The organism is Halotia branconii CENA392, assembly GCF_029953635.1.
Classification (GTDB): Bacteria; Cyanobacteriota; Cyanobacteriia; order Cyanobacteriales; family Nostocaceae; genus Halotia; species Halotia branconii.
In genome coordinates this window covers 2,753,100-2,773,677 of record NZ_CP124543.1, presented here as the reverse complement: position 1 = coordinate 2,773,677, position 20,578 = coordinate 2,753,100, and the positions used below count along the sequence as shown (strand labels likewise).

Annotated in this window: 25 protein-coding genes and 3 pseudogenes; 20 read left to right on the top strand and 8 right to left on the bottom strand. The window is 42.0% G+C overall.

Annotated elements, in window-relative coordinates; all coding sequences use genetic code 11:
- Window positions 1-2: 2 nt before the first annotated feature.
- On the bottom strand, window positions 3-833 hold the full coding sequence (locus tag QI031_RS12140; RefSeq protein WP_281485396.1) for an MGMT family protein: 831 nt from the start codon (window positions 831-833) through the stop codon (window positions 3-5).
- A 45-nt stretch (window positions 834-878) separates the two neighbouring features.
- Here QI031_RS12140 and QI031_RS12135 point away from each other — a divergent pair, with 45 nt between their 5' ends.
- Window positions 879-1,259: a hypothetical protein gene (locus tag QI031_RS12135; protein WP_281485395.1), complete on the top strand. Its 381-nt coding sequence runs from the start codon at window positions 879-881 to the stop codon at window positions 1,257-1,259.
- 772 nt (window positions 1,260-2,031) lie between these two features.
- Window positions 2,032-2,448, top strand: coding sequence for a hypothetical protein (locus QI031_RS12130; protein ID WP_281485394.1), 417 nt, complete (start codon window positions 2,032-2,034; stop codon window positions 2,446-2,448).
- Between the two features lie 4 nt (window positions 2,449-2,452).
- On the opposite strand, the gene QI031_RS12125 is transcribed toward QI031_RS12130, so the two are convergent.
- From QI031_RS12125 to QI031_RS12115, 3 genes and pseudogenes are all read right to left on the bottom strand, one after another.
- A complete protein-coding gene (locus QI031_RS12125; RefSeq protein ID WP_281485393.1) occupies window positions 2,453-2,587 on the bottom strand; it encodes a hypothetical protein in 135 nt (44 codons plus the stop codon).
- A gap of 99 nt (window positions 2,588-2,686) precedes the next feature.
- A complete protein-coding gene (trxA, locus tag QI031_RS12120) occupies window positions 2,687-3,010 on the bottom strand; it encodes a thioredoxin (protein ID WP_281485392.1) in 324 nt (107 codons plus the stop codon).
- Window positions 3,011-3,093: 83 nt separating this feature from the next.
- Window positions 3,094-3,360, bottom strand: a pseudogene (locus QI031_RS12115) (DUF4351 domain-containing protein); the annotation flags it as partial.
- A 115-nt stretch (window positions 3,361-3,475) separates the two neighbouring features.
- Between QI031_RS12115 and QI031_RS12110 the strand changes: the two are divergent.
- The 5 genes and pseudogenes from QI031_RS12110 to QI031_RS12090 all read left to right on the top strand — a co-directional run bounded on the left by QI031_RS12110 (window position 3,476) and on the right by QI031_RS12090 (window position 5,974).
- Window positions 3,476-3,703, top strand: coding sequence for a DUF4277 domain-containing protein (locus QI031_RS12110; RefSeq protein WP_484832738.1), 228 nt, complete (start codon window positions 3,476-3,478; stop codon window positions 3,701-3,703).
- 61 nt (window positions 3,704-3,764) lie between these two features.
- Window positions 3,765-3,854: pseudogene (locus tag QI031_RS31720) on the top strand (DUF4277 domain-containing protein); the annotation flags it as partial.
- A gap of 551 nt (window positions 3,855-4,405) precedes the next feature.
- Complete coding sequence (locus tag QI031_RS12100) at window positions 4,406-4,702, top strand: MarR family winged helix-turn-helix transcriptional regulator (protein ID WP_281485390.1); 297 nt, start codon at window positions 4,406-4,408, stop codon at window positions 4,700-4,702.
- A gap of 276 nt (window positions 4,703-4,978) precedes the next feature.
- The gene (locus tag QI031_RS12095) at window positions 4,979-5,449 is read left to right on the top strand and encodes a methyltransferase family protein (protein WP_281485389.1); all 471 of its coding nucleotides are present in this window, start codon (window positions 4,979-4,981) and stop codon (window positions 5,447-5,449) included.
- A 249-nt stretch (window positions 5,450-5,698) separates the two neighbouring features.
- Entirely contained in the window at window positions 5,699-5,974 is a 276-nt protein-coding gene (locus QI031_RS12090) for a UBP-type zinc finger domain-containing protein (protein ID WP_281485388.1), read from the top strand.
- A 111-nt stretch (window positions 5,975-6,085) separates the two neighbouring features.
- Here the strand turns inward: QI031_RS12090 and QI031_RS12085 are convergent, their stop codons facing one another.
- Window positions 6,086-6,592, bottom strand: coding sequence for a DUF1993 domain-containing protein (locus QI031_RS12085; RefSeq protein WP_281485387.1), 507 nt, complete (start codon window positions 6,590-6,592; stop codon window positions 6,086-6,088).
- A gap of 129 nt (window positions 6,593-6,721) precedes the next feature.
- Here QI031_RS12085 and QI031_RS12080 point away from each other — a divergent pair, with 129 nt between their 5' ends.
- On the top strand, window positions 6,722-6,982 hold the full coding sequence (locus tag QI031_RS12080; RefSeq protein ID WP_281485386.1) for a ribbon-helix-helix domain-containing protein: 261 nt from the start codon (window positions 6,722-6,724) through the stop codon (window positions 6,980-6,982).
- A 247-nt stretch (window positions 6,983-7,229) separates the two neighbouring features.
- On the opposite strand, the gene QI031_RS12070 is transcribed toward QI031_RS12080, so the two are convergent.
- A complete protein-coding gene (locus QI031_RS12070; protein ID WP_281486007.1) occupies window positions 7,230-7,997 on the bottom strand; it encodes an AraC family transcriptional regulator in 768 nt (255 codons plus the stop codon).
- Here QI031_RS12070 and QI031_RS12065 point away from each other — a divergent pair.
- The 4 genes from QI031_RS12065 to QI031_RS12050 all read left to right on the top strand — a co-directional run bounded on the left by QI031_RS12065 (window position 7,953) and on the right by QI031_RS12050 (window position 10,800).
- Window positions 7,953-8,090: a hypothetical protein gene (locus QI031_RS12065; protein WP_281486187.1), complete on the top strand. Its 138-nt coding sequence runs from the start codon at window positions 7,953-7,955 to the stop codon at window positions 8,088-8,090. The two genes, QI031_RS12070 and QI031_RS12065, sit on opposite strands and share 45 nt — an antisense overlap.
- Before the next feature lie 337 nt (window positions 8,091-8,427).
- Entirely contained in the window at window positions 8,428-9,393 is a 966-nt protein-coding gene (locus QI031_RS12060; protein WP_281485384.1) for a quinone oxidoreductase family protein, read from the top strand.
- Window positions 9,394-9,577: 184 nt separating this feature from the next.
- Window positions 9,578-10,477, top strand: coding sequence for an aldo/keto reductase family oxidoreductase (locus tag QI031_RS12055; protein WP_281485383.1), 900 nt, complete (start codon window positions 9,578-9,580; stop codon window positions 10,475-10,477).
- A gap of 197 nt (window positions 10,478-10,674) precedes the next feature.
- Window positions 10,675-10,800: an element excision factor XisH family protein gene (locus QI031_RS12050; RefSeq protein ID WP_343217855.1), complete on the top strand. Its 126-nt coding sequence runs from the start codon at window positions 10,675-10,677 to the stop codon at window positions 10,798-10,800.
- On the opposite strand, the pseudogene QI031_RS12045 reads toward QI031_RS12050, so the two are convergent.
- Window positions 10,789-11,328: pseudogene (locus QI031_RS12045) on the bottom strand (IS5 family transposase); the annotation flags it as partial. The gene QI031_RS12050 and the pseudogene QI031_RS12045 sit on opposite strands and share 12 nt — an antisense overlap.
- A gap of 73 nt (window positions 11,329-11,401) precedes the next feature.
- On the opposite strand from QI031_RS12045, the gene QI031_RS12040 reads away from it, so the two are divergent.
- From QI031_RS12040 to QI031_RS12030, 3 genes are all read left to right on the top strand, one after another.
- Complete coding sequence (locus QI031_RS12040) at window positions 11,402-11,677, top strand: hypothetical protein (RefSeq protein ID WP_281485382.1); 276 nt, start codon at window positions 11,402-11,404, stop codon at window positions 11,675-11,677.
- 188 nt (window positions 11,678-11,865) lie between these two features.
- Window positions 11,866-12,420 carry a hemerythrin HHE cation-binding protein gene (locus QI031_RS12035; RefSeq protein WP_281485381.1) on the top strand — a complete coding sequence of 185 codons (555 nt, stop codon included), beginning with the start codon at window positions 11,866-11,868 and terminating at the stop codon, window positions 12,418-12,420.
- 984 nt (window positions 12,421-13,404) lie between these two features.
- Window positions 13,405-14,409 carry a spore photoproduct lyase family protein gene (locus tag QI031_RS12030; protein ID WP_281486006.1) on the top strand — a complete coding sequence of 335 codons (1,005 nt, stop codon included), beginning with the start codon at window positions 13,405-13,407 and terminating at the stop codon, window positions 14,407-14,409.
- 79 nt (window positions 14,410-14,488) lie between these two features.
- Here QI031_RS12030 and QI031_RS12025 read toward each other — a convergent pair whose 3' ends face one another.
- Window positions 14,489-15,760, bottom strand: a complete 1,272-nt coding sequence (locus tag QI031_RS12025) for an FAD-binding domain-containing protein (RefSeq protein ID WP_281485380.1) — start codon at window positions 15,758-15,760, stop codon at window positions 14,489-14,491.
- A 464-nt stretch (window positions 15,761-16,224) separates the two neighbouring features.
- Between QI031_RS12025 and QI031_RS12020 the strand changes: the two genes are divergently transcribed.
- The 5 genes from QI031_RS12020 to QI031_RS12000 all read left to right on the top strand — a co-directional run bounded on the left by QI031_RS12020 (window position 16,225) and on the right by QI031_RS12000 (window position 20,577).
- On the top strand, window positions 16,225-16,377 hold the full coding sequence (locus tag QI031_RS12020; protein ID WP_281485379.1) for a hypothetical protein: 153 nt from the start codon (window positions 16,225-16,227) through the stop codon (window positions 16,375-16,377).
- Between the two features lie 474 nt (window positions 16,378-16,851).
- Window positions 16,852-17,814 carry a sulfonate ABC transporter substrate-binding protein gene (locus QI031_RS12015; RefSeq protein WP_281485378.1) on the top strand — a complete coding sequence of 321 codons (963 nt, stop codon included), beginning with the start codon at window positions 16,852-16,854 and terminating at the stop codon, window positions 17,812-17,814.
- A 33-nt stretch (window positions 17,815-17,847) separates the two neighbouring features.
- Window positions 17,848-19,002: an FMNH2-dependent alkanesulfonate monooxygenase gene (gene ssuD, locus QI031_RS12010; protein WP_281485377.1), complete on the top strand. Its 1,155-nt coding sequence runs from the start codon at window positions 17,848-17,850 to the stop codon at window positions 19,000-19,002.
- 5 nt (window positions 19,003-19,007) lie between these two features.
- Window positions 19,008-19,790, top strand: a complete 783-nt coding sequence (gene ssuC, locus QI031_RS12005) for an aliphatic sulfonate ABC transporter permease SsuC (protein ID WP_281485376.1) — start codon at window positions 19,008-19,010, stop codon at window positions 19,788-19,790.
- A 10-nt stretch (window positions 19,791-19,800) separates the two neighbouring features.
- Window positions 19,801-20,577: an ATP-binding cassette domain-containing protein gene (locus tag QI031_RS12000; RefSeq protein WP_281485375.1), complete on the top strand. Its 777-nt coding sequence runs from the start codon at window positions 19,801-19,803 to the stop codon at window positions 20,575-20,577.
- Window position 20,578: the final 1 nt, after the last annotated feature.

Here is a 20,578-nt window from a genome sequence, read left to right as displayed (position 1 = left end):
ATTTATTTTAAATACAGTGTTTTATCTTCATATAAATATTTGTCAATTTTTACAAAATATCTGTTTTGAGTACTAAATAAGTCTGAACAGTTTAAAACTTCAATACCTTCAGCTTCTAGTTTATTCTTCTGCTCTGGAGCATATTTTATTAAACAGCCTTGAGAATCTAATATTCTGTGAATCGGATAATCATCAGTTGATGTTTTTTTGAGATATGTGGGGATAGCTCTAAGATAGCTGTTATCTACTCCAATTGCTTCAATTATTTTTTTATAGGTTACTACCTTCCCTTGAGGCACTTTGACTATAAAATTTAGAAAACGTTCATAAGGTTTTTCAGATAAAGCTGGAAATTTATCAGTTTGAATCTGAGCATTATTTCCAATATAGACTGAACCTGATTTGATAATTACACCTAAAATACCTCTTTTACCTTGAATATGTTTCAAGGAATCAACTAAATGAGATATCCGTTTACATGGTTCACAACGAAAAGTTAAACGAATAGCAGCACCATTATCAAAAGTTATAACAGAGCCAGGGGTGAAATTTTCAGTTTTTATCCCCGCTACAACAATATTTTCTCGTAATTCTCCCGGTGGAATTGCGAAGTCTACACCATCTTCATATCTAACAACTAGGACTTGTCTAGGACTGATGGGATTAGCATTAACGTCTCCTTCTATGCCATGACCTACTTTTAGGTTGAGTTCTTCAACCTTTTTCATTGCTACATTATGTTTGTATTTAATAAAAAGATGTAAAATGCAACTGCTATTATTAGGCATAATCTGAGGCTCTGATCTAAATATATTCTTGACAATTGATGCCAAGCACCGTATCTCAATGATTACAACTTATTAATTGTAGTAAAAGCTATGAAATTATCAGATTTATCCACAGAAACTCTCGAAAAAATCAAGCTAGTCAGATGGGATAGAATTATTGAGAAACACGAAGGGCCAGAAAGTTGGGAATCGGTTTTAAGATATGAACAACCAGAATTTTTAGAAGTTGGAGGATATGCAATATTATTACCTGTAGATAAATCACATCATTCCAATATCAATATACTACGTTATATCTGGAGTACAGATAATAATTCTGTAACAATTTTTCTATCTGATACTACCTATGAAGACGATCCCTTCTTTTCTGGATTTATGGCAGTATGCGATCGTCTGAAAAATGAAGAATTTTTCTTAGCAATCTTGTATCATGAGTGGTTTATTATTGAAAAAGCCGCAGTTTTTGAATAATGAACTTTTAATAGTCGTTCAAAAATCCGAAAAATACTATTCAAAACAAAGATTTATAAAGTTGTGAAACCTACTGGAGTTTGGCATATCTCCGAGATGAAATGTGCGATGAATCTTACTTTAACATGGAAGTTCAGGCTTACATTGAAGTAGACGAGAAAGGTTTTGGCGAGTTTTAATTTGGTTTAGTAACTGGACAAATTGATTATGAAATCATAAAGGATGATGCCAATGCAAGATTAAATTTTACATGGGAAGGTAGTGACGAATGCGATCCCGCTTCTGGCAGTAGATGGGTAAAGTTAAAAGACGAAAATATATTGGAAGGAAAAATAAAATTGCATGGGGGAGATAGTTCCATGTTTTTAGCAAGACGTGCCTAAAAGTGATTACAAATGTTTCATAAAGGATTTTAGGGAACATGTTCTGAGGGCAAGCGTGACTAATTCCCCTTTGATAAGCCAGTCCCGATAACTAAAACAATTGCTGACTTCGGGGGTATTGTTAGCGAAGCGGTAGCGAGTCATCGAGCGTCACCTCACTCACTCAGCACTCCTATCCCCCGTCGCCGCCAAGTCACAGACTTTGGCGAGAGTACCCCAGAGGTTTGGTTTACATGGCGTGCATTGCCACGTGACTTGGCGTTTATATTCTGCAAATATCGATGAAGTCGAGTTGAAAAGTCGTTCTAAATGCATATTTGTATTCAGTCATTAGAGATAAGTCATTTTAGTAGTACATGGGTATTACAGGGAGAGGAATATATTTAGATTTGTCTCGACAATTAAAGCAAAGGAACCGACAACAAATGGCAATTGAAGAATTACGAAAAAATGACATGATGGCACACCTGCTTGATTCTCTTGATGCAGGTCAAAATATTGGTCATTACGGAAGGCTAGTATTTGCAATGGTGGCACGTCATTTTTTAAGTGAATCTGAGTTAATTGACTATCTTCGCAAAGACAAAGACTTCAGCGAAGAACAAGCGCGTTCAATGTATCTACAAGTGCAGGGTAAAGATTATAATCCCCCGCGACGAGAGCGCGTTCTTGAATGGCAATCACAGCAGGATTTTATCATTTGCCCAAATGCCGATGACCCAGATGCTTGTAATGTCTACAAGGACTTACAGTTTCCTGAAGAAATTTATGAGCATATTTCTGAATACCACGAGCAAAAAGCTTGATACATTACCCCATCCACGCCACCCAATCAGGCGCAGCCGACACCAACTGAGCAAATCCATCGGGGCAAACTTCCTCAAACTCCACCATCACACCCCACCTTTCATCACTCGTCAGTGTACTAAGTAGTTCTTGTACCACACATACTCACTCCATGTTTTAACCTTTGGGCATACTTGGGACTCGAAATTACTGCAACAGCTAAGTAGTAGATGAAATACTGTGTTCCATCTGCGATAATCAAGCCAAATGTTTATCGAGAGTACTGCTAAATTCTTCATAAGGTTTAACACCGACCATCGTTTCTGCTAACTCGCCTTGCTTAAAGATCATGACGGCGGGAATACTACGAATGCCAAATCGTTTAGCAACAGGTTGGTTGGCATCGAGGTCTAGCTTGAAGACTTTGGCACGAGTGCTGTACTCTGATGCCAGTTTATCTATCAAAGGGGCAATAAGTTTGCATGGGCCGCACCAAGCAGCGGTACAATCTACTACAAATAACGGTTCGGACTCAAGGAGCATATCGAACTCGGTTTCGTCTTGAATATAAAGAGCAGTCATAAATTTTCTGCAAAAGAGCATTATCTCATAGCGTGTTGCACCTACTTCAACACGACGTGATAATCAGTCAAACTTCCTACTTCCTACTCTGGTTGATTGGCTGCTAACCAATTAAATAAGTCCTCAATAACTGTAAAGTCTAATAATGCTTCACCAAGTTCCTCCAATTGGTTTAGAGGTAAATTTTGAACACTTACCCGGACATCTTCTGGTAAATCCCCAACCCGTTTTTGTAGTTGTCGTAGCACAAGACTTTGCTCACCTTCCTCTCTTCCTCGCTCGTAGCCAATGCGCTCCCCTGTGGTAATGTAGCTCATAGTAAGCTCCTGTTCAAATTGTGTGAACTCTTGCCTGATTTTGCCTGTATTTCTACATCCCACATTCCGCACCCTTACTGTCACACCCGAAAGAAACGGATCTATTTAGTACATAAGAACTAATAATTGAGAAAATTGGCTAGAATTGATGAGAGCTAAAATTGAATTTCAGAAGATTGACCATCTAGGAATAGTAGGAGACATAGTAGATTCAATTGGGATAGTAGAGATAATTAATAATTTACTGTCTTCAGAGCCAGGAGAAAAAGTCAGTGCGGGTCAGGTGGTAAAGGCGATGATTTTAAACGGCTTAAGTATGATGTCATATCATGTCCGGCTTATTAGTTATGAATCCCGCGTCTGTGCAAAAACCTGAAAACTCTTTCTCCCTCTGCTCCCTGCCCCCTGCGGTCTTGATGAGAAGTCTTTAACCGGACATGGTATCACAGCCTTTATATATGTTTCCAAAATTCTTTGAATTAATCGCTTGTGAACACTTGATTGGTGTAGGAACCAAACCAGAATACTACACCGCAAAGAGCCAATCGCACACCACCGACTTACACCCGTCCTCAAAGTTAACCCATGCCTGCCATTTTCCCAGATATCCATTCCAGTAAGGCTCCCAGGGCGGCCGCATCATGTCAATAAGACTAGTTTATTCTCAATAGAGTCAAAAATAATCTCATTAATCTCTACTTATTGACAAAGATTTTAGCGTAGACGCTTTGCGGCTTGCCTTTGGCATCGCTTTGAGCCTTGGAAAATAAATTAAGCCAGAAATACTGATTTTTCGTTGGGTCTTAATCTTGGTCGTGATTAAGAGTACTTTAGATGCGTTTGCCCTGGTAAGGTTCCCCTCCCCATCAACAACACCAACAGCCTCGCCGACTTTGGCGGCTTTAGAGCGTTATTTGGAGGTAACTAAGAAGCTAAGAAGCAGAAACAAAATGCGAATCTCTATTTTAGATTTTTGAATAATGTAGGGAAATTTATCTCTGACAACATTGGGATAAAACAGGCTCACAGTAAAGATTAAGACAATCTTGACATGATTGATAGGTGCATATACACTTAAATGATGAATAAATACATTAAGCTAATTAACTCAGATCTATTAGATCAAGTGGCTTCAATATGTGCTTATTTCAATCTCCAAAGGGCTGCTCGTGCGATCACGCAACACTTTGATGAAATTCTCAAGCCTAGTGGATTGCTTGTTACTCAATTCACAATTCTTGTGGCTGTAGCGATGGCAAAATCGGGAACGATAGCTTCCTTAGCAAAGATGTTAGTAATGGATCGCACAACTTTAACCCGGAACCTCAAAGTTAAAATCTCAGCCAGGAAAAGACCAGCGCACTCGTATGATTAGCTTGACATCTGATGGAGAAGTTGTGCTTGCGAAAACCTTTCTACTGTGGGAACAGGCTCAAAGCACGGTTGAGGAAATCCTTGGACAGCAAAGATTAAGCATTCCGCTCGAATATTTAATACAAACGACTGCATTATTTCGTCAAGCCTAAAAATTTTCTCAAGAACATGTACATACACTTAATTAGTCCTTACTGAACTGAGGACTTTGTATCACAGCATCGAGCAGCCTTTGTCTAAACGCGAATTCAAAAGGAATACAAAGAGGTAAATCGCAATGAAGGAACAGATATTGGACAATCCTGGGATAATTGCTTTCCCACCAGCACTCTATACTGGAACGCTATTAATCGGATTATTACTCGATTTTGTTTTTCCTATCGATTTTCTGCCGCGCTCTGTAGGATTAGTTTTAGGAATGTTGGCGATTATTTGCGCGGGATTGTTCGCAATCTCAGCTTTTCGGGCGATGAATAGCGCGCGTACTGCAATTAACCCTTCACAACCGACAACAGCGATTGTTTCGGATGGTGTTTTCAGTTTAAGCCGCAACCCGATTTATTTGTCTTTGACGCTGCTTTATATGGGTATCACTTTGCTATTCAGTGCGCTTTGGGCGTTGCTGCTGTTATTGCCCCTTTTAGTCATTGTGCAAATCGGAGTCGTTAAGCGCGAAGAGATTTACTTGGAGCGCAAATTTGGCGATGAATACCTGTGCTACAAGGCACGAGTGCGTCGCTGGGTATAATATAAATTGTCGGTGTTGCATAAATGTGGGATGAATCGGCGCTCGATACCATAGTATTGTTAATTCGTTCCGACTTGCGCGAAATCATTCCGTGATTCAGGTTGAGACGGCAGTTATTAACCCAGATAAACTGTTTGCGAAAACACCGCTGACTGCGATCACCTATGGTGGGCGGGTAGATTATCGCCACAACTGTAAAGATACAGACTTGTATTATACTCATAACCTATTCATTCACAACAAAATTTTATGACTTGTCAACATCTCAATGAAGTGACTCTGGAAAACTTGATTCACAAAGCCAACTATCCTGTGTTTCAGTGTCAGGAGTGCATTCAGCTTAACGAACGCTGGGTACATCTGCGTATTTGCCAAACCTGTGGTCAGATGCTGTGCTGCGACTCTTCCAAAAATCAACATGCACGCCGTCATTATGAAGAGAGTGGACATGCCGTCATTAGTTCCGCAGAATTAGGAGAAGAATGGCTGTGGTGTTTTGTAGATGAGCAACAGAAGAATTATTGATAAATTCGTTCGCTCTCAAAACTCAAAATTTTCACCCTATCCACGTCATCTAATCAGGCGCAGATGCCACCAATTGAGCAAACTTCAGCATCACCTCGTCACATATTCTCGTTAAGGCTGACCAAGAAAGTCTTGCTTACCAAGTTCTACGCCGCAGTGTCTGAGAATGTCATAAGCTGTAGTGACATGGAAATAAAGGTTTGGTAAAACAAAGTACAAAAGATATGGCATTCCTTGAAATGATGCAGTAGTGTCACGCATTTGTAAGGTAATTTCTTTTTCTTCTGAACCGTCAATTTGCTCAGGTTTAAATGTATTTAATTGAGAGATAGTTTTGTGAATACGTTCAATAAGTTGAGCGAATGTAGTTTCATTGTCCTCAAATTTGGGTGCTTCTACAATAGCTAGTCGTGCAGCACCTCTATTTACTATGTCAGAGGCAATTTGTACTTGTTTTGATAATGGAAGCATATCGGGGGATAGACGACTATTGATTAATACAGAAGGATCTATTTTTTTAGTTTCTGCATAAGCAGCACCTTTTTCAAGAATATTTGCAAGGTTATTCAGTGCGCGAATAAATACGGGTATTGAAGCTTGGTACATTGAAATGGTCATTGATTTTCTCCACAAAAAATTCAAGCGATTTTGAGTTAACCCATCTAATATTAGAAGAGATTAGCTGTAATCTGGTGTTGGATAAGAACTGTCAGCTAAAATGATGAGGGTAGTTATGCAGGAGCGCCGATGAATATCAGTATTGATATACCTGATGAGGTGCGCGTTTATGTAGAAGCACAAGTGATAGCAGGTGCTTATGGCAGCATTGGCGAATATTTTCTAGATTTGGTAAAGCAAGACCAAAAAAATAAAGCACAAGCGGAGTTAGAAGCACTTTTGCTTGAAGGTATTGATGGAGAAGGACAGGAAGTAACGCCGGAATATTGGCAAAATTTGCGTTCTACTGTTTTAGGTCAGAACAGCATGGGTAGCTCAGGTGACAGATGAACTACCGATTAATTGTCAAAGATCGGGCAACGCAAGATTTACGATATCTGGCAAATTATATATTGGTCAATGGGAATACGGATACAGCAGTTAAATTTTTAAGTGCTGCCGAAGTGACTTTTGCTCAGTTGCAAAAGACTCCTGGAATGGTAAAGGTAACGCAGCTAGTGGTATCGAGATTGGGTGAAATCCGACAATGGCGCATCAAATTTAGACTGAAACAGTCATGCTTTATGGGGCAAGGTCATCAAGCCGATTGTAGTCGTTTGATGTCTCGCATTGGTGGCGCACCAAACAGACGAGAATATTCCCGGCTGAACTGTGAGGGACTTTCGTACCCGACCTGATAGGCAGCAGAGGTGGCATCGCAACCTTCCGTCAGCATCAGGCGACGGGCTTCTGAGAGTCTTAACTGCTTTTGATATTGAAGTGGACTCATTGAGGTCACTTGCTTGAAGTGCTGATGAAACGACGAAGTAGACATTCTCACTTGCTTTGCTAAGTCTTCAACTCGCATAGGCTGAGTAAACTTAGACTTGATCTGTTTGATCGCTAAAGCGATTCGCTGCATACTACTACCAGATGTAGCAATTTGGCGCACGGCTTCACTTTGTTCCCCCATCAGTAGACGGTAGTAAAGTTCCCGAACGATCATTGGTGCCAGCATGGGAATATCTTGTGGTGTATCTAAAAGCTTAGTAAGGCGAAGGGCACAGTCAAGCAACGTGGCATCAGCGTTACTTACAAACAAGCCTCGGACAGAGTTCTCTTTCTTCGCTGAACTGAGATTCATTTGAGTAACCATTTCACACAGTTGCATTGGATCTAGGGTCAGCTTTAATCCTAAATACGGTCGATTGGGTGTCGCCTCAACAATACATCTACCGAGGGGAAGATCGACTGAGACAACAAGACATTGCCCTGCCTCATAGGCATACATTTCCTTCCCTAACACCATGTCTTTCTTGCCTTGAACGAGAATGGCCAGACCTGGTTCATAATCCTGGTAGACGATGGCAGAGGACGCATCCGAGCGCGAAAAGCTCAATGGTGCGATCGCAGTTGGATAGATCCGGTTGCCATTGAGTTCGGTGTGCCGCGCCACTAATGTCGCCAGCGCTTGGCACCGATCTACAACTATCTCAGAATTGGGGATTTTGACTGTCATGGTAAAGCCTCGACTCATTCAATGCCCTACAAGATTATAGAATGTCTTCAAATTATCCATGCTAGAGAATTAGGCAAGAATTAAAGAGCTTTAGGCATTGGAAATGCTGGATCGAATTTGTAGGATGAAAGCATCTGGTGCAAAACGTTATTTCTTTTGTGAAACAATTAAAAACTTCTTAGAGGAAATAGCAATCTGTCCAAACAAACTTTGTCAGCAGTTTTACGCTTTTGAACCCCTCAATAACAACTCAAGCAATTAGCAGGAGAACCTATTTATGCAAAATACTCCCCAACAAATGAAAGCAATGGCGGTGGACGAGTTCGGTCATGCTGACAAGCTGACTTTGCATACCTTACCTGTGCCTACGGTGGACACAGGCGAAGTTTTGATTCGCATCGAGATTGCCGGAGTTGGTATCTGGGATGAGATGGAGCGGGAAGGCAATCTGGTGTATAACGAAGTTTACTTTCCGCGTGTATTAGGGGGCGAGTGTGCAGGCACTATTATTGCGATTGGCGATGACGTTGAGCGTTTTAGTGTTGGCGATCGCGTTTACGCTCAGAGCTTCATGAACGACAAAGGCGGTAGCTATGCCCAGTACGTCGTTGTCTCGGAAAAAACGGTTGCACCGATGCCCGATAGTCTCGATATGGTGATGGCGGGTGGGCTACCCATTGCTGGTATAACGGCGCTCAGTAATTTGCAGACGCTGGAGATAAGTGACAAAACTAAATTGATGCTGTGGGGCGCAAGCGGTGGTGTCGGTCACGTTGCGCTACAACTAGCTAAACGCATGGGCACGAACGTTTTCGCGATCGCATCGGGTGCAGACGGTGTAGCTCTGGTTAAACAGTTGGGGGCGGATGAAGCAGTAGACGGACACAGCGACGACGTTGTGCAACGCGCCCGTGCCTTTGCGCCTAATGGCTTTGATGCTGCACTGGTGCTAGTGGGCGGCGACACCGTTCAATCGACGCTGAGTTTAGTGCGTCAGGGCGGGATCGTCTCCTTTCCTAATGGCGTGATGCCCGAACCTAAAGCACCCTCAGGTGTGGAACTCAAGCAGGCAAATGGCTTCGCTAACCGGATGTTGTTAGACGAACTCAACCGATTAATCGACATGGGTGAGTTTCAAATTCACATCGCGCAGACGTTTGCGCTGGAAGAAGCGGCGCAAGCGCAGTCAGCGATGAAACAGCATTATCTAGGTAAAATCGTGTTGCGCGTCAGCGGCGAATAAGAGTCTATTGAATAATGATGCTGGATTACCTTCATTACAGCAGTTTTCATGTATTTAGACCACAGTCTTGTTTCTTCTTTTCTTCCTTTGCGTCTTTGCGTCTTTGCGTGAGATAAAAATAGTGTGGTTCATTTACCTGAAAATCGCTGTAAATCACTAAAAAATTCTTAGAGAAAGTCGCAATATGTCTGAGCAAACCAACCTTGGCGGCTCTTTGACGCTGCCGAACACCTCAATCACAGTAAAGCGCATAGGCTATGGTGCTATGCAACTGACGGGTTCAAATGTAATGGGTGCGCCATGTGATGTAGATGCAGCCATTGCTGTTTTACGCGAAGCGATCGCACTCGGCATTAATCATATAGATACCAGCGACTTCTACGGCCCTCACATCACGAATCAGATTATCCGACAAGCACTGCATCCTTACCCGAAAGATTTAGTGATTGTAACCAAGGTCGGGGCGCGTCGTCCTGAAGATGGATCGTGGATTCCGGCGATGTCGCGGCAGGATCTGACCGAGGCTATTCACGATAACCTGCGTAACCTTGGACTCGATACGATCGATGTCGTCAATCTCCGCTTGATGGGTGACACTCAGGGAGTATCTGAGGGTTCTCTCGTCGAGCCGCTAACGACCTTAGCCGAACTTAAGAAGCAGGGATTAATTCGTCACCTCGGTTTGAGCAATGTCACGCCTATACAGTTAGCAGAGGCGCAAAAAATCGCAGAAATTGTCTGTGTGCAGAACCAATACAACGTAGCACATCGCAAAGATGATGCTTTCATCGACGATCTCGCACAGCAGAGCATTGCTTATGTGCCGTTCTTCCCCCTGGGTGGATTCACGCCGCTACAATCCTCTGTGCTTGAAAGCACCGCCAAATCTTTAGACGCAACACCGATGCAAGTAGCGCTGGCATGGTTGCTTCAGCATTCCCCCAACATCTTGCTGATTCCCGGCACGTCATCGGTTGAACATCTGCGTGAGAATATCAAAGCTGCGGCGCTGCAACTTCCGCAGCAAATAGTAGCTGACCTAAACGCAATCGCTGCAAAATCGCTGGCAGACCGCATGATGTGAGGGGGTGACAACGAGGTGTAATTCAAGCAGATAAAGCCTTTTGTTATCAAAGCTGCTGAAAAGATGAGAATTAATTTGAGCGATTGACAATAAATAATCAGCTAACAGTGGACGAACACATTCTGGTACGCGAATATCCATACTTCAGTGCAGAAATTTTTGTTCTCCTTCAATGGTAAGCTTTATAGCTTTTTTTAGTGCCATTCACCAATGACCCTTTATATATTCGTATCAGCGATGCAGTTAAAGTGCAAATAGATTTAGCCGCAGAAAATGCGATCGCCGCAGAACGCGACACTGAAAAAATAGCATATGTCTGGTAGCACTTCACAATCAGCCACATCATTAGTAGTCACCACTGCACCTAAAATTTCACCACTGTTCTCATCAACACCTAAATGTAATTTGCGCCATGTCCGCCGTTTACCAACCCCATGTGTACGAACTTTCCATTCCCCTTCACCATAGACTTTCACCCCGGTTGAATCCACTACTACATGAATGGCTTTCTCTTTGGGAATGACTGGCAGTTCTACCGACAACTTGCTTAAACGACGGCATAGGGTAGAGTGATCTGGCACTGCTAGCTCAACCTCCATAAGCATGAATAGCGATTCTAAAAATCCTTCTGCTTGCCGCCCAGGTAAATGAAACACCGCTTGAATCGTACCCGTTGTCGCGATTGCCACATCGCAATAGTAATTTGATGCTCCCTTTCTCCCCGTTTTTTGCTGATTGCGCCACTGCTCGATGACTTGTTCATTCACCCAGAATGTTATACTGCCTCGTTGCTTTAGTGCTGCATCATAGGCGTTCCAATTCTTAACTTTGTACTGGGCTTTCGTCTTCATTGTTGGGCTAAGCGGCGAGCGAACATAGGCGATAGGTAAAATTTACCATTTTGCCTATTCATGCAACAACGCCGTGCTGCGTGATTTGCGCCGAATGCAAGCAAAGGGATTGTCAAAAATTGAGGTAGATGTTCTAGCAGGTGAACCCAGCCAAATTGAACAACTTATTGCAGAAAATAAACGTGCCTTCATGCGATCGCAAGCAATCAAAACAGGTATGAAACGTGCTAACAACTGGGGGCAACACGTTGGGCGACCTTCAATTGGTGAATCAGTAGAGGAATTTTTAGCAAAGCCCTCATCTCAACGAGTAGTTGCAGCACTAAATGGGGGTTTGTCGTTGCGTTAGACTGCTGAAAAAGCCGATGTGGCAATCAATACAGTTCGTAAGGTTAAAGTATTAATTCAGGAGCTAGAGAACAAGTGACTAATAAATCTTTCTGAAGAGGGACAGACTTACTAAAACCTCACGAGAATATGGAAAAAGTGAGGAGAGCTTGTCATAACCGATAAAACCTATAGTCTGGAGTTAATAATATGGCCGATGTCACAAATATAGCGACTAAGCTTGCTGATCTAAAGCTGTTTCAGAACGTTCTGTTAGAAAGTGAGCAAAAGTTAATAGCACAGACGGACGACAATACGATTTGCGAGCGGCTCGAAGGAATGATAAACAGTGATCGCGAAAATCTTGGCATCATTGAAGCTGCTATTTCTAGATACGGCAACGCAGCAGAACCTCGCGACATTAGTCAACAACATGCCCAAAAGGTAAGCCAAATGATGAGCGGCTCTGAGCTAACTCTGTATGACAAGTACTTACAGCTTGAGTTGCTAAAGCATCAACAGACAATGACCGGGCTGGTTCTACACAAGGTTGCCCAGTCATTGAATGATGACCTTCAAGATTTGATGGAACCGCTCAACCGAGTGAATTTTGAAAATCGCGCTCACCAAGAAATTCTTAAAGGCGTTCTTTACTTTGTCGGAACGCGAGAGATAGGCGGTCAAGAACCTGACATGGGCATCTGGGCTAGCATTGAACAGGGAATTGCAGCCCTCAAGGGTGCTGTAAGCAGCGCGGTAAGCTAGTAGCAGTGAGTACTACGGTGTCACACAAGTACTATCTATAAGGCTTGAAACCCTCATAAACCATTTAATTTGTCAAAAAGAAGGGTGTGGGGTGTAGTGAAGACGGTATTGGTTAAGACTTGTGACTCCGACCAATGCAATCGTCTTACCCTGATGGGGCTTGTGACCCAAGGGTGGTTGGGGCTATCTCGGACACGCAACCCCACACCCTGCCCCAACGGGGCTTGGTCATTACGAGTGCAGCGATAGCTCAATGAAGTAATCGCATAATCATCTGGTTTTTGCGATCATACGCAATCACAGATTTCTTAGAGCGAGCCAACAGTCCAGAGTTCTACAAGCAAATCAAGCGTGAAGTGTGGGTTTGCAGACTAAGTGAAATTTTTTGAACGCAAGAATGAGGGTTTGAGCAACCATTATTGCAGACTAAATAATTTGGGATTGATTAAACACTTAGTTAAATTACACATGGAAAGTGAAAATTAAACCAAAGCAAAATACAAAAAACCAGGAAATCAGTTTTTACCAACTGTGTTGTACATCCTTTACCAATGATCGTATTTATCACTTCGCCTTTCAGCAACTCTAACCTTGTTTATTTTTTCTTTTACTTTATGTACGTATCAGGAAACCACTACCCTTCTATTTAGTAAAATCCGCGCTATTAACCAATAGAAAATTCTCAACTATAGTTTTAAAATAAAGTTATATCAATAATCTATAGTTATTAGTTAGCAAAAATTAGCTTTTTAATGAACTTTAGAGAAAATAAAAAGCGCCAAAATAAGTTTGAATTTAATACCGTTAGTAATAACAATCATTTTAGCAGCAGAATCAACTTATTTTGCTATCACAACTAATTCACTAAACTAAAAAATTAATTGCAGATATCAGTTTGATAATTAACGGAGAAAAATTTTGCCTCATATCACCAAAGACAATCTCCTAGTAACAGACTTAACAACACGCCCTACAAAGTTGTGGATGCCTCAACAAGTCATGTTTACTCCGGCTGCTTTAGATGAGCCTTGGGGACAACAAATTTTGCAACGCGTTCAGGCTTTAGGCTTGCCGATTATTGAGTTACAACGTAACCGTTTAAGAAGCTTGCGTGGTGAAGATGAGCGCGAAACTTATGATATTGCCAAACGTACTCTTGCTGTCGTCACTGCACCGCCTAGTCACTTCAAACTTAGTCCTATACGACCCTCGGCTGATTGGCAATTTCATATTGCTGAGGGTTGTCCTGCCCATTGCCAATATTGTTACTTAGCAGGTAGTTTATCTGGTCCACCTGTTATTCGTACTTTTGCTAATTTACCGCAAATTTTAGACAACTTAACCAATTACGAGCGACCTGACCAACTCACAACTTATGAGGTTAGTTGTTACACTGACCCACTTGGGATTGAGCATTTAACAGGTAGCCTTGCTGAATCTATCCGTTACTTCGCTACTCGTAGCAATGCTCATTTGCGCTGGGTATCCAAGTTTGATGCAGTAGATGGCTTACTTGATTTACCTCACAATAGACATACTCGTTGCCGGATGAGCGTTAATGCTGCACCGATTTCCGGTAAATTTGAAGGCGGTACAGCCTCAGTGATCTCACGTCTTGGGGCATTACGTCAATTAGCTGATAGCCGCTATCCAATTGGATTAGTAATTGCGCCAATTATGCCTATAGATGATTGGCAAATACATTATCGTCGATTGTTTGACTCTATTAGCGAAGCCATTGATCTCAATTGCGCTCTCACTTTTGAGTTAATTTCCCACCGCTTTACACCAGGGTCAAAAGAAGTTCTACAGACTTGGTATCCATATTCCCAATTAGATATGGATGAGGAAAAACGCCGACTAAAGCGTAATAAGTTTGGTGGATTTAAATATGTTTATGATGCTAACACAATGAAAATCATGAAGCACTTTTTTGAAGCAGAGATTCAGCAGCGTTTTCCAAATGCAAAAATACTATATTGGACTTAGCTTTACTGTACTTCAAATTTATGAATAATGGCTAATATGACTTGAAAAAGATTTTGGACAGGTTGTCCAAGGTTGCTTTCTAAAAGTGATAAATAAAACTTCCGTCTGGGTCTTTCTCTGAAATATTTTTGTTTGGATTATATATTCTAAAAGTATCGCTCAAGGGATTAGTTACACCTGCTTGCATTTGCCACTGCCAATTATTAATTGCCAAGTCGCCATCTACTAAATAGTTCATGTAATGTTTAGCTCCATGATGCCACGAAATACCACAGTTGATAGTCAAGAATGTGGCACACATCGCCCTCATCCGAAAATTCATCCAGCCCATTGTTTTTAGTTGTCGCATACTGGCATCAATTAGTGGAAAACCTGTCATTCCTTGCTGCCACGCCTGAAATAATTCTTGTTTAGCAGATGATAGCGGTTCTGGTGTGTACAAACTATCAAATTCTGGGTAACGGTTTTTGTAAGCTATTTCTGGGTGAAAGTAAAGACGCTGTGTAAAACTATCATGCCAACGCAAACGCTCCCGAAATGCTTTTAAGGAGAAGTCTGATGCGGGCTGATTTTTTAGTTCTTCTGCTCTGGCTTTAATTTTTTGATAGACATTACGAACAGAAATAGTTCCAAAAGTCAGATGAGAAGACAAATGTGATGTTGCACCCATTTGTGACAACATTGGACGTGACAGTTTCCAGTGATATCCTTGATATCTACTCTTCAAAAATGAATCTAATTTGGAGATTGCTTGCGTTTCTCCCCCTGGAAAGTAAACTTTTTCTACTGCCCAAAAATTATGGTATTTGTGTTTTAGTTCTTCAAAAGTTAACTGCGGTAGGTTAACGCTTAAATCCGGTGTATTGATAGTTTGAGGTGTTTGATGTTGGGGTTGTCTTTGGTAACTATAATACTCGTTATACCATTGAACGCGATTTTCTGATAATTGTAGAAAGTTATTTAATCCAACGTGGTAATCAAGTTTTAATTCTTTGTAGAAATCGATTACATTTTTGTCTCGACTAATTCCATACTCTACCTGTACGTCGCGGTTAAACAAAAGTGATGGCTGATATCCTTGCTCTATTAGCTGTTTAGTCAACTGTTGCACAATGTCTGTGGAATTGCCTTCAAATAAGTATAACCGACTACCTAAATTTCGCAGGTTGTAGTCCAAGTTTTTTAAAGACTCAAATAAAAACCTGACTCTTGCCTTTCCCACATCAGCCCAGGTATAAAACCAAGGGTCAACAATGAACAATGGTAAGACTGCTGCACCGTTAGCGGTTGCTAGTGTGACTATCTCGTTATCAGTTAGCCGCAAATCTCGACGGAACCACAAAAGGTACATATTTCAACTTTTTCTGCATACAATACATTTGTACCAATAAATCGCTTTGGTGTCCAAGTTGAGTGAAGCGATTTTGAAGAGTTAGCTATCGCCTCAGACATCAAGATTTGCTCATTGTAAAATGGGAATATATACAGAAATTCCTATACCGAACCAGAATTATTTTTTGTGTCCGTTAAGGAACATGAACCACATCAAAAGCCCCCACTTTCTGGGGGTATTTTTGTGACGATCACCTAATTTGGCTGCTCCCTCATACATTACTTATTAAATTACTCGTATTTTCCGCAAAAACGCAAATTTAAATGGGGGTGTTATCGCTATGAGTTTAACAGAGAATGAATTAAATAAACGCTCAGATTTTGGGGCTTTCATTCCTGCTTTTTTAGATAATTATCCACTTGAGTCAGAAGAATTTAGAATTTATACACACATACAAAAAAGGGCAGAAGTCAGCGGATGTTTTGAATCCATTCCTAAGATGTCTAAACATTGTTACATGGCTAGAAAAAACTGCCAAAAATGCCATCAAACTTTTGCTGGCTACAGGAATGATTCAAATACAAGAACGTACTGGAACTACCAATATTTATACTTTAACTCCAGCAACTCAATGAGTTAAACCGGATCAAGTTCAACTCCTGCGATCGCAAATCAAGACTAAAAAATCAGGTAAGAGCAAATCTGACCTCAGTCAAAAATACACCGGGGGTAGGAGCGAAAATGACCCACAAAGGTATCCAAATTAAAAACAACACTATATCGCTAGGAATAGTGTTGTTTTTTTTGGGAAGGTCTTGCTTTATTTAGTAAATCTATGGCATACTCCTCTGTTATGTTACTAAATACGGTAAATCGACTGGTTTGCCGTAGATTAAAATTGCCATATACATTTTTACTAGCCTTTAAATTACGCTCTTTTGAGGAAGCCCAATTTGTTAAATAGATACCACTGGTTACTAAATTGTTTGAGCCACCGCCAGTATCGGCTAAAGCAAAGATGCACCAAACCTGTTGTGCAAAGACAAACCTCGAAGACGCGTTGTTTATCTGTTTCCAGATTGGCAACGCTATTAACTACAAGTCTATATTTGAGCGTAGTAGTATGTGCTTGTAAACCTACGGATTCGCTAAATCTGCATAGCGATCGCCCGGTTACGAATATCAGTTCTAATCAAAGCGTTGAAAACAAAACAATTCGCATTGGTTATCAAAAGTACGGTACACTCAACATTCTCAAAGCCCAGGGGAGTTTAGAGCAACGATTGAAACCTGAAGGAATTACCATACAATGGCTTCAATTTCCTGCGGGGCCTCAACTGCTAGAAGCTTTGAATGCAGGTAGTATTGACTACGGCCATACAGGAGAAGCTCCACCGATTTTTGCTCAAGCGGCGGGCGCACCTTTGATATATATTGCTCACGAGCCACCCAATCCCAAAGGGGAAGCAATTTTAGTCGCTAAAGATTCGCCAATTCAAGACGTAGCTGGGTTGAAAGGCAAAAAGGTCGCTCTCAATAAAGCTTCAAACGTGCATTTCTTTTTAGTTCGGGCAATCGCCGCCGCCGGGTTGAAGTATAGCGATATTAAACCAGTTTTTCTGCCACCAGCAGAGGCACGAGCAGCTTTTGAACAGGGAAGGGTGGATGCTTGGGCAATTTGGGATCCATTTTTAACCGCCGCGCAACGGGCGACAGGAGCGCGAGTATTGAAGAATGCAGAGAATTTGGCGGCGAATCGGGAGTTTTATTTAGCTGCTAAACCCTTTGCCGATCAATATAGCGATCGCATTAAAGCAATTTTAGAAGAAACCCAGAAGGTAGATGATTGGGCTAAAGCGAATCCCACAGAAGTAGCAAAGTTGCTGTCGCCGCAGTTAGGAATTGATGTACCGAGTTTAGTAGAAATTTCCCAGCGTCGTCCTTATGGTGTCCAACCAATGCAGAGCGAAGTTGTGGTATATCAGCAACAAATAGCGGATACGTTCTTCAAATTAGGACTGCTACCTAAGCAATTAGAAGTAAAACAGGTAGCACAAGTACCGAAAAAGTAGATTTAGGCAAGATATTCAAGCAGGAGATTATAAATGCAACTACTTTGGTTTATTCCTACTCATGGAGATAGTCGTTATCTCGGCACTTCAAACGGAGGACGAGCGATGAATTTTCCTTATCTGCGGCAGATTGCCCAAGCGGTAGATGACCTTGGTTATACAGGGGCTTTGTTACCTACAGGGCGTTCTTGCGAGGATGCTTGGGTGGTAGCTTCGACCCTTGCCTCAGTTACGCAAAAAATGCGTTTTTTAGTAGCAGTTCGTCCTGGTTTAATGTCGCCGACAGTAGTGGCACGAATGGCAGCAACCTTCGATCGCTTATCTAACGGACGCTTATTGATAAATGTAGTTACAGGTGGCGATCCGGTGGAGTTAGCAGGAGATGGAGTACATCTGAGTCATGAAAATCGCTATGAGTTGACAGATGAGTTTTTAACCGTATGGCGGGCGATCGCATCTGGAGAAGAAACTAACTTTAATGGGAAATATTTCAATATTCAAGGTGGTAAACTGTTGTTCCCTCCGCTACAAGCGCCCTATCCGCCATTGTGGTTTGGGGGTTCATCGGCGATCGCACAAAAAATTGCTGCCAAGCACGTTGATTCTTACCTAACTTGGGGCGAACCGCCGCAGCAAGTAGCTGAGAAAATCGACACTGTACGCAGATTAGCCGCGGCCGAGGGACGCACTTTAAAGTTTGGCATTCGCCTACACGTAATTGTCCGCGAGACGCAAAGCCAAGCTTGGGAAGCTGCCGAAAAATTAATTAGTTATGTAGATGATGAGGCAATTTCTTCTGCTCAAAAGGTTTACGCCCGGTTAGATTCTGAAGGACAACGGCGGATGACGCAGTTGCATAATGGCAGCCGAGAAGCACTAGAAATTAGTCCGAATCTGTGGGCAGGAGTTGGTTTAGTACGTGGCGGTGCGGGAACTGCTTTAGTCGGAGATCCTGACACTGTTGTCGCGCGGATGTTGGAATATACCAACCTCGGAATTGATACTTTTATTCTCTCTGGCTATCCCCACTTAGAAGAAGCCTATCGCGTTGCCGAACTCCTATTTCCGCGTTTGCCTTTACAGAATCTACCTGTAACAAATCAGCAAGTAATGCTCAGTCCCTTTGGTGAGATTGTCGCAAATCAAAGTTTCCCCAAATCAAAAACAGCTCAATTAACTGTGGATTGAATTTTATGCGAAAAAAGTTGCCTAAATTGTGGCTGAAGCAAGCCATACCTTGGATAGTACCAACATTATTAATTATTCTTTGGCAGTTACTAGTCCAGTTTGGTTTACTTCCAGAGCGCGTGTTACCAGCACCAACAGCAGTAATTAAAGCTGCAATTACTTTAGCAAGTTCCGGCGAACTGCTGCGTCATATTATTACCAGTTCAATCCGCGCCTTTGTAGGTTTGCTAATTGGTGGCTCAATTGGGTTTATTTTGGGGTTACTAAATGGGATTTTTCCAGTAGCAGAGAAGCTATTAGATAGCTCAATGCAAATGCTGCGGAATATTCCTCATTTAGCGATGATTCCTTTAGTGATTGTCTGGTTTGGGATTGGGGAAGAAGCCAAAATCTTTTTAGTTGCGATCGGGGTAATGTTTCCTATTTATTTGAATACCTATCATGGCATCCATACGGTTGACAAAGGATTGTTAGAAATGGGCAAAGTCTACGGACTAAAACCTTGGGAACAGTTCTGGCAAATTATTTTACCTGGAGCTATGCCCTCGATTTTAATTGGTCTGCGCTACGCTTTGGGAATTATGTGGCTGACTTTAATTGTGGCAGAAACGATCGCGGCGGATTCTGGGATTGGCTACATGGCAATGAATGCCCGCGAATTTATGCAAACAGATGTCATCGTTTTCAGCATTTTAGTTTATGCCTTACTAGGTAAACTTGCTGATACAAGTGCCAAATTGCTAGAAGAAAAGTTACTGCAATGGCATCCCAGCTATCAAATAGCTTAGGTAAAAAAGAATGAGACCAGAGATTAGAGGAGCAAGTTTGCAGGTAAGGGGTTTGAGTAAAACCTTTGGCAAACAGCAAGTCTTACACAATTTAGATTTGGAGATTGCATCCGGTGAATTTGTCGCAGTTGTCGGTCGTAGCGGTTGTGGCAAAAGTACCTTACTGCGTTTGTTGGCAGGTTTGGAGCCTCCAACTACTGGGGGTATTTTAATCAACGGAGAAACTTTGCGGCAGATTAACCACTCTGCACGGGTGATGTTTCAAGATGCTCGATTACTAATGTGGCGAAGGGTATTAGAAAATGTTGGGTTAGGTTTGCGTCACAACTGGCAAATAAAGGCGCAATGGGCGCTAGAGCAAGTCGGGTTGGCAGACCGCGCCCAAGAATGGCCGGCTGTTCTTTCAGGGGGACAGCGCCAACGAGTAGCCTTAGCAAGAGCTTTGGTAAGCCAGCCGCGTTTACTTTTGCTTGACGAGCCATTAGGGGCGCTGGATGCTCTCACCCGGATTGAAATGCAACGGCTAATTTCTAATATTTGGCAGGAGCAAAAGTTTACGGCATTGCTGATTACTCACGATGTAGAAGAAGCTGTAGCCCTGGCAGATCGAGTAGTGCTGATTGAATCAGGAAAAGTAGCAATGGATTTTGAAATTACTCTTTCTCGTCCTCGTCATCGCGGCGATGCTGCCTGTGCTGCCATTATCGAACACATTTATGAGCGAGTTTTAAATCCGGGAGCTACTAGCAAGAGAAATTTACTTTCACTTAATACGAGGAGTTTTTGAG